This is a genomic window from Saccharopolyspora sp. NPDC045839 (genome assembly GCF_056431645.1).
In genome coordinates, this window is sequence record NZ_JBWKKH010000023.1 from 139,070 (window position 1) to 154,412 (window position 15,343).

The window sequence follows — 15,343 nt, forward strand, 5'->3', positions numbered from 1 at the left end:
CAATGGAAATCGGATCTTCGATTTCCATTGAAATTGCGGGAGTTGTCCACAGCCTTCGGCGCGTTGTGGCCCGACGCGCCGAAGGACCGCAGTTTCAATTGAAACTGCGGGACCGGGTTCAGGTCGCCGAGTCCGGGTGAGATCGGCGTGACGTTTGCTTGAGATTGCCTTAGCTTAGCCTAAGCTAACGATGACCTTGGTCTTGTCATCCCCAGGAGCCCGCGTTGAGCACTGCCAGCATCGAGTCCCGCACTCCCGAGGCGATGGAGCTGACCCGCGCGCAGCTCGGCGTCTGGAACGCGCAGCGGCTCGAGCCCGACTCGCCGTACTACGTCGTCGGCGACGTGGTGGAGCTCTCCGGGCCGGACCCGATCGACGTGGACGCGCTGGCCGACGCGGTGCGGGCCACCACCGACGAGGCGGAGAGCCTGCGCCTGCGGGTGTTCGAGACCCCGGAGGGGCCGCGCCAGTACATCGACGAAGGCCCGACCGAACTGCCCGAGATCGTGGACCTGCGGGCCGAGGCCGACCCGGCGGCCGCCGCGGAGGCGTACATCGCGGCCGAACGCGCGCGGCTGGCCGCGGAATGCCGGGAGATGGTGGGCCGCAGGCTCTACACCCGGACCGTGCTGCGGCTCTCCGACCGCGAGGTCTGGTACACGCAGCTCGGCCACCACCTGGTGTTCGACGGCTACAGCGCGGCGATGCTGGCGCGCCGCACCGCCGAGCACTACACCGCCCGCGTGCAGGGCGTCGAGGTCTCGCCGTCGCCGTTCGGCCGGTTCGCCGAGCTCGTCGAGGCGGACCGGGAGTACCTCGCCGGCGAGCGGTTCGCGGCGGACCGCGACTACTGGCGCGACGTGCTCACCCCGCTGCCGGAGCCGGCAACCGCGGTGGACGAGCCCGCCGGGCCCGCGGACGAGACGCTGATCGCGCGTGCGGTCCTGTCCGCCGACGAGGTGGCGAGGCTGCACGCGGTCGCCGAGGCGGCGCGCACCAGCTGGGGCGAAGTGCTCATCGCCTGCTACGCCGCGTTCGTGCACCGGGTGTCGGGGGAGTCGGACGTGGTGTTCGCGCTGCCGCTGATGTGCCGGTTCGGTTCCGGCCTGCGCACCCCCGGGATGGCGGTGAACGTGCTGCCCCTGCGGGTGCCCGTGCGCGGCGGCGACCGGCTTCCCGAACTCAGCCGCAGGGTGGCCAAGGCGATGCGCGACATGCGCAGGCACCAGCGCTACCGGGGCGAGAACCTGCCGCAGGACCTCGCCGCGCCGGGTGCCGGCGCGCTGCTGCACGGCCGGGGCATCAACCTCAAGGCGTTCGACCTGACCATCGACTTCGGCGGCGCGACCGGCGTGATGCGCAACATCGCGGGCGGGCCGCCGGAGGACCTGGGGCTGAGCGTGCTGCCGACCGCCGACGGCGGCCTGCTGCTCGGCTTCGAGGTGGACGCGCGCACCAACACCCAGTCCGATGTGGACGGCAGGCTCGCCGCACTGCGCGGGCTGCTGGCGCAGCTCACCGCCGATGACGCCCCGGCCGTGGGGCAGGTGGAGCTGGTGGCACCGGCCCTGCGGGAAGAACTGCTCGCCGAGTGGTCGGCGCCCGCGCTGCCGGGCGAACCGGTCGACGTCCCGACCGCCCTGAACGAGCTCGCGGCCGCGGAACCGGAGCGGACCGCGCTGGTGCACGGCTCCGAGAGGCTGTCCGCCGCGGACCTCGCCGCGCGGGTGCACCGGCTCGCCCGCGCACTGCGGGCATGGGGCATCGGCCCGGACGACGTGGTGGCGCTCGCACTGCCCCGCTCGGTCGACCTGGTCGTGGCGCTGCTCGCGGCGCAGGACGCGGGCGCCGCGTACCTGGCGCTGGACCTCGCGCATCCGCCGGAACGGCTGCGCGAGCTGCTCGCGGACGCTCGCCCCGCCCTGCTGCTCACCAGTGGGGAAACCGGGCTCGACGCCGATGTGCCGGGAGTGGCACTGCACGCCCCGGAGTTCACCGCCGAACTCGCGGGCTACGCCGGTATCCCGCTGGCGGACGACGAGCTGGCCGCGCCGCGGCACCCCGAGCACCTCGCGTACGTGATCTACACGTCGGGCTCGACGGGGCGGCCGAAGGGCGTGCTGGGCCGGGTCGGCGCGCTCGCCGGTCTCCTGCACCACAACCGCAGCACCGTCGTGGCCGAGGCGCACCGGCAGGCGGGGCGGCGGCTGCGCACGGCGCACACCTACTCCTTCGCCTTCGACGCCTCCCTCGACCAGCTGCTCTGGTTGCTGTGCGGCCACGAGACGCACCTCTACGACGTCGAGCTCGCCAAGGACGCCGACGCGCTGCTCGCCGCCTACCGCGAGGACCGGATCGACGTCGTGGACACCACGCCGTCGATGGCGGCGCCGCTGGTGGACGCGGGATTGCTGGACGCCGAAGACCACCGGCCGTCGCTGCTCGTGCTCGGCGGCGAGGCCACGCCGGGCGCCCTGTGGCAGCGCGTCGCCGGGTCGCCGGTGCCGGGGCGCAACCTGTACGGCCCGACGGAGGCGACCGTGGACGCCACCGCCGCGGTGATCGACGGGGCCGAACCGACCATCGGCCGGCCGCTCGCGGGCACCCGCATCTACCTCCTGGACGCCGCGCTGCGGCCCGTCGCGCCGGGCGCGATCGGCGAGCTGTACCTGGCCGGGCCGCACCTCGCCCGCGGCTACCTGAACCTGCCCGCGACCACCGCCGAGCGGTTCGTCGCCGACCCGTTCGGCGCGCCCGGCGACCGCGCCTACCGCACCGGCGACCTCGCCCGCTGGGTGCCCGGCCGCGGCCTGGAGTACCTGGGGCGCGGCGACGGGCAGGTGAAGATCCGCGGCTACCGGGTCGAGATCGGCGAGGTCGAAGCCGCGCTCGCCGCGGTCGCCGGGGTGAGTGCGGCGGCGGCCGTGCTGAACACCGACGGCGAGCGGCCGAGGCTGATCGGCTACGCCGTGCCGTCGGACGGGGCATCGCTCACTCCGGAGGCGGTGCGCACCGCCGTCGCCGAGCGGCTGCCGGACGCGTTGGTCCCGTCGGCAGTGGTACTGCTCGACCAACTGCCGGTGACGATCAACGGCAAGCTGGACCGGGCGGCGCTGCCCGCGCCGCGGATCGAGTCCGGCCGCGCACCGAGCACCGAGCGCGAGCGCCTGCTCTGCGCGGTCGTCTCGGAGGTGTTCGGCGCCGACGAGGTCGGGGTGGACGAGGACTTCTTCGGCCTCGGCGGCGACAGCATCTCGGCGATCACCGTCAGCGCCCGGCTCCGCGCGCACGGCCTGCACCTCCGGCCCCGCGACCTGCTGGCGCGCCGCACCCTCGCCGCGCTCGCGGCCTCGGCGGAGGAGATCGCGGACGCGCCCGCGCAGGTTCCGGACGACCCGACCGGGCCGGTGCCCGCGCCGCCGATCGTCCGTGGACTGCTCGACCCGCACCCGGACGTCGACGTCGTGGCGGGCTACGCGCAGTGGACCGCGCTGCACGTGCCCGAGGGCCTCGCGATGGGAGACCTCGTCGTCGGCGTCCAGGCCGTGCTCGACCGGCACGACGCACTGCGGCTGCGCGCCGAGAGCGCCGACGCGCTGACCGTGCGCCCGCTCGGGGCGGTGCCCGCGCAACGCGTCGTCCGCGAGGTGCCGAGTTCGGCGGATATCGCCGGTATCGCCGAGGAATTGGCGGCCGAGCTGGATCCGCGCGCGGGCGAGGTGCTCCGGGTGGCGCTGGTGCGCACCGAGGCGGGCATGCCCGACCGGCTCCTGGTGCTGGCCCATCACCTGATCGTCGATGGCGTGTCCTGGCGAGTGCTGCTGCCGGACCTGCAGGCAGCGTGCCAGGCCGCGGCGTACGGCACGAAGGCCGAGCTCTCCCCGGCAGGCACGTCCTGGCGGCGGCACGCGACGCTCCTGGCGGAGCAGGGCGAGCAGGGGGCTCGGCGCGCCGAGTTCGAGGATTGGCGCCGGGCGGCGGAAGCCGCGGTCCGGCTCGGCAACCGCGCGCTGGACCAGCGGCTGGACACGGTCAAGACGGGATTCCGGAGCACGACCACGGCCACGCCGGAGGCCACCGCGGCCATGCTGACCGCGCTGCCGGAGGCCTACCGCGCCGGGGTCGACGAGGTGCTGCTGGCCGCGCTGGTGCTCGCGCTCCGTTCCGTGCGGCCCGGCACCGACGCCGCGACCGTCACGATGGAGGGGCACGGCCGGGAACCGCTCGTGGACGGCGCGGACCTCTCCAGCACGGTCGGCTGGTTCACCAGCGAATACCCGGTCCGCGTGCCGGCGGATGCGGTGGCCGCCGATGCGGACCTCGCCGAAGCGCTGGCCGGGGGCCCGGCGGCCGGGCGGCTGCTGCGCGCGGCGAAGGAGGCCAAGCGCTCGATCCCGGACGGCGGCATCGGCTACGGCGTGCTGCGCCACCTCGACCCCGAGACCCGGACCGAGCTCGGCGCGACACCGCCGCCGGACGTGCTGCTCAACTACCTCGGCCGGTTCGCCCCGCTGCCGGGCGGGGGCTGGCGGCTGCCTGATGGCGACCCGTTCGCCGTGCTGGAACCGCCGGACAAGGCGCTGGAGCAGGTGCTGGCGCTGAACTGCTTCGTGCACGAGGCCGACGCGCCCCGCCTCGCCGTCGAGTGGACCGCCGCCGGGCTCGTGCTGACCCCCGACGACGTGGCCGAGCTGCAGCGCGCGTTCGCGACCGCGCTGGACGCGCTGGCCGCGCACGCCAACGGCCTCGGCGCCGGCGAAGGCGGGCTCACGCCCTCCGATCTGCCGCTGGTGAACCTCGACCAAGCCGGTGTCGACGCGCTGCAGGCCACCCGGCCGATCGCGGACGTGCTGCCCGCCACCCCGCTGCAGGTCGGGCTGTCCTTCCACAGCATGGTGCGCGCCGATACCGACGCCGACGTGTACGTCGTGCAGGCGATGACCCACCTGGCCGGCGCGTTGGAGCCGCAGCGGTTGGCGGGCGCGGCGGCGGAACTGCTGCGCCGCAACCCCGCGCTGCGGGTCTACCTGGACACGACCGCGGCGAGCGAGGTCGTGCAGGTCGTGCCCGCGGACGTGGACCTGCACTGGCGCGAGGCCGACCTGTCGGCTTGTTCTCCGGAAGAGCGGGAGCGCTCGCTCGCCGAGCACGCCGGCGCGGAGCTCGAGCGCCCCTTCGACCCGGCGCGGCCGCCGCTGATCCGGTTCCTGCTGTGCAAGCTCGGCGAGACCGAGCACCGGCTGCTCATCACCAACCACCACGCGCTGCTCGACGGCTGGTCGATGCCGCTGGTCGGGCGGACCCTCCTCGCGATCTACGCCGAGCTCGGCGGCGGCGATCCGGTGCCGACCGCGCCACCGCTCGTCGAGTACTTCCACTGGCTGGCCCGCAGGGACGGCGAGGCCGCGCTGCGAGCCTGGCAGGAAGAGCTGGCCGGGATCGACGAGGGAACCCGGCTGGCACCGGCGAACCCGGCGTCCCGGGTGGACCGGCCGGGCCGGGTCGCGATCGGGCTCGGCGCCGGGTTCAGCGCCGAACTGCGCGCCTTCGCGCAGGCCAGGGGCATCACCCTGACCACCGTGCTGCAGACGGCGTGGGGCGTGCTGCTGGGCAGGCTCACCGGTCGGCGCGACGTGGTCTTCGGCTGCCCCGTGTCGGGCCGGCCAGCCGACGTGGACGGCGTGGCCGCGATGATCGGGCAGCTGGGCAACACCATCCCGGTCCGGGTGCGGCACGCCGCGGGCGACACCGCCGCGCGGCTGCTCGCCGACGTGCACGAACGCAGCGTCGCCCTCGCCGATCACCACCACGTGGGCCTGCCGGACGTCCAGCGCACCGTCGGCGCGGGCGAGCTGTTCGACACGATGCTCGTGATGGAGAACTTCCCGCTCTCCAGCAGGCAGCGCACGCCGCTCGCGCCGGGCCTGGAACTGGCGGGCGTCGACATCACCGACGCCACGCACTACCCGCTGACCGTGGTCGTCATCCCCGAGGACGAGATCGTCATCGGGCTCGGCTACCAGTCGCACGCGTTCGACGAAGCGACCGTCCGCGACTACGGCCGCTGGCTGCTCGCGCTGCTGCGGGAACTCGTCGCCGACCCGGACCGGCCCGTCGACCGGCTGCCGATGCTGGAACCCGCCGAGCGGCATGACCTGCTGGCGGCGGGCACCGGGGCCGTGCCCGCACACGACTACGGCAGCGTCCTGACGCGGTTCGCGAAGTGGGTGGGCGGCAAACCCGACGCCGAGGCCGTGGTGTGCCGCGACCGGGTGCTCGGCTACGCCGAGCTGGACCGGCGCGCGAACCGGCTGGCGCACGCGCTGCTGGCCGCCGGCGTCCGCCCGCAGGACCCGGTCGCGGTGCTGCTCGGCCGGGACGTGGAACAGGTCGTGGCGCTGTTCGGCGTGCTCAAGGCGGGCGCGGTGTACGTCCCGGTCGACCCGGGCTACCCGGCCGACCGGCGGGCCTACCTGCTCGGCGATGTCGTCCCGGCAGCGGCCGTGACCACCTCGGACGTGCTGGCCGGCCTCGACGGCGGCCTGCCCGCGGATCTCCGGGTGCTGTCGCTGGACGGCGCCGCGCCGGACGGCCCCGCCGAGTGGGACGCCGACCCGGCGGACGCGCGCCGCGGCCTCACCGAGGACGCGCTGGCCTACATCATCTACACCTCCGGCACGACGGGCCGGCCGAAGGGCGTCGCGGTGCCCCTCCGCGGCATCCCGGACCTGGTCGCGCTGCAGGAGGAGACGTTCGGGATCACCGAGCGCGACCGCTACCTGCACTTCGCCTCGACCAGCTTCGACGTCGCGTTCTTCCAGACGATGATGCCGCTGCTCTCCGGCGGCACGCTGGTGATCGCGCCGGAGGAGGTGCGGATCCCCGGCGACGAGATCCTCGACTACGTCGCCGAGCACCGGGTGACGGCGCTGAACCTGCTGCCGTCCTTCCTGGCCGCGATGCCCGACGACGCCGAGGTCGACCCCGGCGTGATGTTCATGGTCGGCGCGGAGCGGCTGGACCCCGCGCTGGCGCGGCGCTGGGGCGACCGGCGCGCGCTGTTCAACTGCTACGGGCCCACCGAGGTCACGATCAACGCGGTGACCTGGCGGTACGACCCCGACGACGCGGGGCCGCTGCCGATCGGCCGCCCCGATCCCAACGTGCGCGCGTACGTGCTGGACGAGGGCCTGCAGCCGGTCGGGGTCGGCGTCACCGGCGAGCTGTACCTCGGCGGCCCGGGCGTGGCCCGCGGCTACATCGGCAGGCCGGACCTCACGGCGGCGGCGTTCGTCGCCGACCCGTTCGGCCCGCCGGGCTCGCGGGCCTACCGCACCGGCGACCTGGTGCGGTGGCGGCCGGACGGGCAGCTGGTGTTCATCGGCCGCGTCGACCACCAGGTCAAGATCCGCGGGTTCCGGATCGAGCTCGGGGAGATCGAGAGCACCCTCACCCGGCACCCGGACGTGCGCGCGTGCGTGGTGATCGTCCGCGAGGACGAGCCGGGGCAGCGGCGGCTGGTCGGCTACGTGATCCCCACCGACGGCGCCGATTTCGACGCCGCGCTGCTCCGCGAGCACCTCGCCGCCCAGCTGCCCGACTACATGGTGCCGACCGCGCTGCTCCCGCTGACCGCACTGCCGCTGAACACCAGCGGCAAGCTCGACCGCGCGGCGCTGCCCGCGCCCGGCCCGGCGGCGGCCTCGCGGGAGCCCGCAACACCCGCCGAGGCGTTGCTGCTGGACATCTTCCGCGAGGTGCTCGGCACCGACGCGATCAACCTCGACGACGGGTTCTTCGAAGTCGGCGGCGACAGCATCGTGGCGCTGCAGGTGGTTTCCCGCGCCCGGCGCCGCGGCCTGGGGGTGAGCCCGCGCGACGTGTTCGAGGGCGGCACCGTGGCGGGCATCGCGGTCCTCGCCGAAGTCGACGGCGAGGCCCGCGCGGCGGCTCCGGCCTCCGGGGACGTCCCGCTGACGCCGGTCATGCGCGACCTGCTGCGCCACGGCACGGCCGCATCCGGGTTCTGCCAGTGGATGGAGGTGTGCGTCCCCGCCGGTGGCGACGAGGCGACCTGGCAAGCGGTGCTGGACGCCGTGCTCGCCCGGCACGACGCGCTGCGCGGCCACCTCGTCGAGCCGGTCGACGGGACGGAGCCGGTGCTGCGCATCCCCGAGCCCGGCGCGGTGACCGGCGCCGATGTGCTCACCCGCGTCACCGCGTCGGTCGACGACGACCCGCGCCCGTTGCTCGACGCGCACATCCTCGAGGCGCAGGCCCGGATGGACCCGTGGACCGGGCCGCTGGTGCGCGCGTTCTGGCTGGACCGGGGGCCCGGCGAGCTGGGCAGGCTGGTGCTGCTCGCGCACCACCTCGTCGTCGACGGGGTGTCCTGGCGGATCCTGCTCGACGACCTCGCCCAGGCGCACGAGACGGCCGCCGCGGGTACGGCACCGGAGCTGCCCCGGTACGGGGAATCGTTCCTCGGCTGGGCGCGGTCGCTGCGCACGGCGGTCGAGGCGCGACGGCCGGAGCTGCCGCATTGGCGGGGGATCGCCGATGCACCAGCGGCGCCGCTCGGCACGAAGTCGCTGGACCCGGCGCGGGACACCGCCGGATCCCTGGTGCACCACGAGATCCGGCTCGACCCGGAATCCACCCGCGCCTTGCTCACCACGCTGCCCGCCGCGTACCGGTGCACGCCGGACCCGGTGCTGCTCACCGCGCTGGCCCGGGCGGTGCGGGCCTGGCGCGGGGAAGCGGCGGACCTGGTGGTCTCGCTGGAGAGCCACGGCAGGCCGCCGCACACCCCGGACCGGTCCGGCCGGGTGGACCTGTCGCAGACGGTCGGCTGGTTCACCGCGATCCACCCCGCACGCGTGGCGCTGCCCGTCGGTGGCACGGCGGAGGAGCTGAAGTCGGTCAAGGAACAGCTGCACGCGAGCGGTGACGGCCTCGGGTACGGCATCCTCGCCGGCGCGGTCCCGGCGATCCGGCCGCAGATCAGCTGGAACTACCTCGGCACCTATCCGACCGGCGGTGGCGAGGACGCGGCCTGGCGGCGCCCGGCCGACGCGGACCCGTTCGGCTCCGGCGGCGGGGAAGGCCTCCCGCTGGACCACCAGCTCATGATCAACGCGCTGGCGCGCGACGACGGCGACGGCGTCGCGCTCGGCGTCCGGCTCAGCTGGCCCCGCGAGGTGTTCGCGGACGGCGAGATCGCCGGGCTCGCCGAGCACCTGCGCGCGGAACTGCTGGCCGTCGCCGCCGATCCCGGCGCGGCCGCAGGAGCCGGGCTCACGCCGTCCGACCTCCCGATGGTCGACCTCGACCAGGCCGCGATCGACCGGTTGGAGTCCGAGCGCCGCGTGGCGGACGTGCTCCCGCTCGGGCCGCTGCAGGAGTTGATGCTGCGGCACTCGCGGGACCGGGCCGACGGCGCCGCCGACCCCTACACGGTGCAATCGACGTTCTCCATCACGGGTGTGCTGGACGTCGACGCGCTGCACGCCGCATGCGGCGACCTGGTGCGCAGGCACCCGAACCTGGCCGCGGTGTTCCCGCCCGACCGGGCGGTGCAGGTGATCCCCGCCGACCCGCGCCCGGACCGCAGGCTGGTCGAAGTGGATCCCGGGGCGGTGGAACGAGCGCTGGCTGCGGATCTCGCGGAACCGTTCGACCTCGCGGCCGGGCCGCCCCTGCGGCTCACCGTGATCCGGACGTCGCCCGAGCAGGCCGAGGTGGTGCTGACCAGCCACCACGTGCTTTCCGACGGTTGGTCCGCGCCGCGAATGCTCGTGGAACTGTTCGCCCACTACGCGTCGCGGGTGCGGGGGAGCGCGCCGAGCGCTCTGCCCGCGCCGGTGCCGTTCGCCTCGTACCTGCGGTGGCGAGCAGAGCGAGATCACGACGCCGACGCCCGCGCATGGGCCGCCGAGCTGGACGGGCTGCCCGAGGGCGACCACCTGGCGGCCGCCGGCGGAGCGCTCACGGCCCGGGAGTTCCCGCAGCCGGTGCTGTTCGAGGTGCCCGCGGCACTGGTCGGGGCGCTGACCTCGGCCGGGTCGGTGCGCGGGCTCACCGCCAACACCCTGCTGCAGGGCGCTTGGGCCGCAGTGCTGGCGGCGCGTTCCGGGCGCGCGGACGTCTGCTTCGGCGCGATGGTCTCCGGCCGATCGGCCGGGGTCGACGGTGTCGAGGAGATCGTGGGACTGCTGGCCAACGCGGTGCCGGTGCGTGCGCGCTTCGCGGGCACGGTGGGCCAGGCGTTGGCCGATCTGCAGGCGCGACAGCAGGAGATGGCCGATCACCAGCACGTCGCGCTGCCCGATCTGGAGCGGCTGCTCGGCCGCCGCAGGCTGTTCGACAGCCTGGTGGTGTTCGAGAACTATCCGGCCGACCCCGAACGCCTGCGCCACCCCGCGCCGGGGCTCACGGTCACCGGCACCCGGTTTCGCGAGGCGACCCACCACCCGGTGACGCTGACTGTCGTGCCGGACGGCGACGGCTGGTCCGGCGTCCTCGGCTACCGGCCCGAAGCCATCACCGCGGCGGAAGCCCGGGCGCTGAGCCGGGAACTGCTGGGCGCGCTGGCCGGGCTCGCGGGCGGGCTCGACTCCGATGCGGCCGGATTCGTCGGGCAGCTGCGGAGCACCGATGGCTGAGGCGGCCACCCGCGAGCGCATCGACCCGGCGCTGTGGCGCACCGCGTTCGTGCTGGTGCTCGGCACGTTCATGGCGACGCTGGACGCGACGATCGTCAGCGTCGGGATCCGGGAGCTGATCGCCGACTTCGACGCCTCGGTCACCGAGATCCAATGGGTGACCACGGCGTACCTGCTGGCGGTGGTCACGGCCGTCCCGGCGTCGGGCTGGCTGGCGGGCCGGTTCGGCGGCAGGCGCACCTGGCTCGCCGCGGTCGCGCTGTTCCTGCTGGGCTCGGCGCTGTGCGCGCTGGCCTGGTCGGCGACGAGCCTGATCGTGTTCCGGGTGCTGCAGGGCCTCGGCGGCGGGCTGCTCCCGCCGACCGGTCAGGCGCTGCTGGCCCGCGCCGCCGGTCCCGGCCGGATCGGGCGGGTGATCAGCGTGGTCGGGGTGGTGCCGCTGCTGTCCCCGGTGCTGGGGCCGCTGATCGGCGGCTCGATCCTCGGCGTCGCGGACTGGCCGTGGCTGTTCTACGTCAACCTGCCGATCGGGATCGTCGCGCTCGCGCTGGCGCTGCGGTGCGTTCCAGCGGATCCGCCGGCCACCCGGCGGGAGCCGTTCGACTTCGTCGGCGCGGCGCTGCTCTCGCCGGGAATCGCGATGCTGGTGTTCGGGCTCGGCGAGGTCGGCGCGCGCTCCATGCCGATCGGGGTGGCGCTGGGCGCGGCGGTGCTGGGCGTGGGCATGCTCGCCGGATTCGTGCGGCACGGGCTGCGGACCGACCGGACTCCGCTGCTGGATCCCCGGCTGTTCGCCCGGCCGCCGCTGGGCGCGGCCGCGCTCGCGCTGGTGGTGCTCGGTGCCTCGGTCTTCGGCACGATGTTCCTCCTGCCGCTGTACCTGCAGGAAGGGCGCGGCCTGTCGGCGTGGGATGCGGGCCTGCTGCTCGCGCCGCAGGGCGTCGGCGCCGCCGCGGGATCACTGGTGGTCAACCGCCTCATCGACCGGCTGGCGACGCGGACGCTCGTGCTGACGGGGATCGCGCTCATCACGATCGGCACGGCCCCGCTCACCAACCTCGCGGTGCTCGGCACGGATGCGCTGCTCGGCTCGGCGCTGCTGGTGCGAGGCGTCGGCATCGCGATGATCAGCGCCCCGGTGATGAGCGCCGTCTACCGGCGGATGCGCCCGCCGGAGCTGCCCGGCGCGTCGTGCGCGCTGAACATGCTCAACACCGTCGGCGGCTCCGTGGGCACCGCGCTGCTCGCCGTGGTGCTCCAATCCAGGCTGGCCGAGCGGGAAGCCCTCGGCACGGCGGTGGCGTTCGCGGACACCTTCTGGTGGGTCCTCGGCTGCTGCCTCGTCGCGGTGCTCGGCGCCGCCCTGCTTCCGGGGTCGGCCAAGCCCGATCCGGCCGCGACGCCCGAGCCGGCTCCGCGCGCTCGTTAGCCGGTCTGCAGGAGCTTGGCGATCTCGGCGGCGATCACGTCCGGCTCGGTGAACGGGACGTAGTGGTCGGAGCGTGCCGCGATGACGTGGCGGCCCTGCGGGGACTGCGCGGCGCGGTGGGCGTGCGAGGCGTTGGCCTCGGCGCGGATCGCGGGGCCCATGCCGTTGCCGGTGCGCCCGCCGGAGATGACGGTGACCGGGATGGAGCCGAGGTCGGGTGCGGCGCCGCGCCAGGCGGCGAGTTCGTCCAGGAAGGTCCGGGCCTGCTGCCGCTGGGTGCGCAGGACTTCCGCGGTGAACCCCTCGCGTTCGAAGTCGCGGCGCACGTCGTCGGGCAGTTCGGCGAGCATCCGGCGGAAGGGCAGACCGAGCAGGCCCAGCCGGGCGAGGACCGAGCCCGCGGCCAGCGCGTAGCGCTCGCCGCGGCGGAACCGGTTGCCGAACAGCACTTCGGCGGCCTCGTCGGTGGGGTCGACGAGCACCAGCCCGGCGATCCGGTCGGGGCGGCCGGCGGCGGCGAGGCGGACGATCGGGCCGCCTGCGCTGTGCCCGACCAGGACGAACGGGCCGGGTTCGAAGTGGTCGAGCACCTCGTTGAGGTCGTCGGCCATGCGCCGGAGGGTCCGGTTGGAGCGGTCGGGCGCGCTACGACCGAGGCCGGAGCGGTCGTAGACGATCGCGCGGGCGTGGCGGGCGACCTCCGGCTGGACGGCGGCCCAGGAGGACCGGCTGGCGCCGGAGCCGGCCTCGAAGACGACGGTGGGCGTGGCGGCGTCGGGCGGGCCGGGTAGGACCATCGCGTGCAGCCGTCGCCCGTCCTGGGTGGGGGCCCAGTCCGATTCGCCTTGCGTGTGCCGAGCGGCATCGACCATGGTGGATTCCCCTCAGATCGCTGGTCTTCCAGGCGTTCGGCGGGCCCGCGCCGAACGCGGTTCGCAGGGAGAGCGGGGCAGTCCTAACAGGACGTAGTTCACCCAGGACCAGGAGTCCGCTGCGATTCCGCGCCGGGCCTTGCGCTTTCGCCGTCCACTCGACCCCCTCGTTGTTAAGGGTAACCTAACTTGATCTGGTGCGGTGGCGATCCGCCCGCAATTTCCATTGAAATCGAACCTTCGATTTCAATGGAAATTGCGGACGAGGTGTGGCGGTGTGGGAAACGCTTGTTTCCCGTAGAGCTCGTGATGTTTCATGGTGGGCGTCTTCGCGGTTCGGCAGGGCCGCAGTGGCGGAGGGAGAAGTCGTCGCGTGATGCGCACCGGAGGATCGCTCGTCGTCGAGTCGCTCGCGGCGTTGGGCGCGGACACCGTGTTCGGCGAGCCCGGTCAGCACGCGCTCGGGATCTTCCAGGCCCTGGCCGGGTCCGGCCTGCGGTACGCGGGATTCCGGACCGAGCTCAACGCCGGGTTCGCGGCGGCGGGTTTCGCCTGTGCCACCGGTCGTCCGGCGCCGCTGCTGGTGTCGACCGGCCCGGGCGCGCTGATCAGCCTCGCCGCGCTGCAGGAAGCGGCATCCGCCTCGATCCCGGTGGTCGTCATCGGTAGCCAGGTCCCGTCGGCCGGTTTGGGCGGCCCGCGCCGGGGTTTCCTGCACGAACTGCCCGACCAGCGCGCGTGCGTGGCGCAGGTCGTGAAATCCGCCGGAACGGCCCGGCATCCGTCGCAGATCCCGAGCGCGATCGCCCGCGCCTGGGAGGTCGCGCTCACCCCGCCGCACGGCCCGGTCTACGTCGAGATCCCCCAGGACGTCCTGCTGGCCGAGGTCGATGTCCCGCCCGTGACCGGGCTGACCGCGACGCCGCAACTGCCGGCGCCACGGCCGGAGCTGATCCGCGCCGCGGCGGCCGATCTGGATCGCGCGCAGCGCCCGGTGATCATGGCGGGCGGCGGAGTTGTGCGCGCCGGGGCCGAAGACGCCCTGCTGGAACTCGCCGAGAAGCTGCGCGCCCCGGTCGCGACGACCTTCGGCGCCAAAGGCGCGTTCCCCTGGCTGCATCCGCTGTCGGCGCAGTCCTGGCTGGAGGATCAGCACACCACGGACTTCCTGGCCGACGCGGATGTTCTGCTCGTGGTCGGCAGCGGACTCGGGGAGTTGTCCAGCAACTACCACACATTCCGGCCGCGCGGGCGCGTCGTCCAGGTCGAAGCGGACCCGGGCAAGCTGGAGGCGAACGTCCCGGCGCTGGGCATTCACGCCGATGCGCGGCTCGCCCTGGAGGAGCTGGCTTCGGCGGTCTCCGCCCACGAACCCGACGGCGCGGCGGAAGCGCGCGTCGGCGAGCTGCTGACGAAGATCCGGCACCGGCTCGACGGCCAGGACCTGGGCGCCGAACGCGCGCTCGTCGCGGCGATTCGCGCCGCTTTGCCCGACGACGCGCCGAGCTTCTGGGACATGACGATCCTCGCTTACTGGGCCTGGTCGGCTTTCGATGCGCGCGTCCCGGGCGCGATGCAGTCGGCGCAGGGCGCCGGTGGGCTCGGCTACGGGTTCCCCGCCGCGTTGGGCGCCGCCGTCGCGCTGGGCGATCAGCGGCCGGTGCTGGCGGTTTCCGGTGATGGCGGCGCGATGTACGGCATCAGCGAGCTGGCCACGGCCCGGCAGCTGGGGTCGAACGCGACCTGGTTGATCGTGGACGACGGCGGCTACGGAATCCTGCGCGAGTACATGACCGACGCCTTCGGGGCGACGTTCGGGACGGAGCTCGCCCGCCCCGATTTCGTCGCGCTCGCGGAGTCCTTCGGAGTCCCGGCGCGCAGGTCGACGCCGGAAGATCTGGAGCGGGACCTCGCGGCCGCGCTGGCGGAGCCGGGCCCGAACGTCGTGGTGCTGCAAGCGAATCCGCGCATGTTCGCACCCACGCACCTGCCCGGCTGATCCCAAAGGAGCCCGGTGCCTGACACCGGCGGCGATTTCGCGCGAAATCGGCAACTCTGCCGCGGCACGACGCGTGGGGCTTGATGGCGTACCGCTGGATCCGCCACTTAGATCCGCATCGGCGGCACTTACCCGCTGCCAGGCGCCTGCCGGGCGCACGAAGTCCTGGAAGGCCGCCGAACCACCGGAAACTCCTCCTCCTGCCCTGACCGCTGCGGATGTCCCCGCCTCCGGCGTGCCGCATCCCGACACGCCGGAGGCTGTGGACAACTCACGCAATTTCAGGCTCTTGTGACTGGTCCGTGGGTGTTCGGGCGCGTCCGGGGAGGGTTGGGGGCTGGCCGCCGAGGGCGAGCATGGCCAGGGCGATGAGTGCTTC

At 74.2% G+C, this 15,343-nt stretch carries 4 protein-coding genes; 3 read left to right on the forward strand and 1 reads right to left on the reverse strand.

What is annotated here, in order from left to right; translation table 11 throughout:
* The first annotated feature begins 263 nt into the window (after positions 1 to 263).
* On the forward strand, positions 264 to 10,664 hold the full coding sequence (locus AC07EQ_RS28315) for an amino acid adenylation domain-containing protein (RefSeq protein ID WP_478390918.1): 10,401 nt from the start codon (positions 264 to 266) through the stop codon (positions 10,662 to 10,664).
* The gene (locus tag AC07EQ_RS28320; protein ID WP_478390909.1) at positions 10,657 to 12,093 is read left to right on the forward strand and encodes a DHA2 family efflux MFS transporter permease subunit; all 1,437 of its coding nucleotides are present in this window, start codon (positions 10,657 to 10,659) and stop codon (positions 12,091 to 12,093) included. The genes AC07EQ_RS28315 and AC07EQ_RS28320 overlap by 8 nt, the downstream gene beginning before the upstream one ends.
* On the opposite strand, the gene AC07EQ_RS28325 is transcribed toward AC07EQ_RS28320, so the two are convergent.
* Positions 12,090 to 12,965 carry an alpha/beta fold hydrolase gene (locus AC07EQ_RS28325; protein ID WP_478390910.1) on the reverse strand — a complete coding sequence of 292 codons (876 nt, stop codon included), beginning with the start codon at positions 12,963 to 12,965 and terminating at the stop codon, positions 12,090 to 12,092. The genes AC07EQ_RS28320 and AC07EQ_RS28325 overlap by 4 nt on opposite strands.
* Positions 12,966 to 13,341: 376 nt before the next feature.
* Between AC07EQ_RS28325 and AC07EQ_RS28330 the strand changes: the two genes are divergently transcribed.
* Complete coding sequence (locus tag AC07EQ_RS28330; RefSeq protein WP_478390919.1) at positions 13,342 to 14,964, forward strand: thiamine pyrophosphate-binding protein; 1,623 nt, start codon at positions 13,342 to 13,344, stop codon at positions 14,962 to 14,964.
* The last annotated feature ends 379 nt before the right edge of the window (positions 14,965 to 15,343 follow it).

Bases quoted from the DNA above. Each gene is read 5' to 3' on its own strand.
- AC07EQ_RS28325 (WP_478390910.1), bottom strand. From the start codon at position 12,965: ATGGTCGATGCCGCTCGGCACACGCAAGGCGAATCGGACTGGGCCCCC.
- AC07EQ_RS28320 (WP_478390909.1), top strand. From the start codon at position 10,657: ATGGCTGAGGCGGCCACCCGCGAGCGCATCGACCCGGCGCTGTGGCGC.
- AC07EQ_RS28315 (WP_478390918.1), top strand. From the start codon at position 264: ATGGAGCTGACCCGCGCGCAGCTCGGCGTCTGGAACGCGCAGCGGCTC.
- AC07EQ_RS28330 (WP_478390919.1), top strand. From the start codon at position 13,342: ATGCGCACCGGAGGATCGCTCGTCGTCGAGTCGCTCGCGGCGTTGGGC.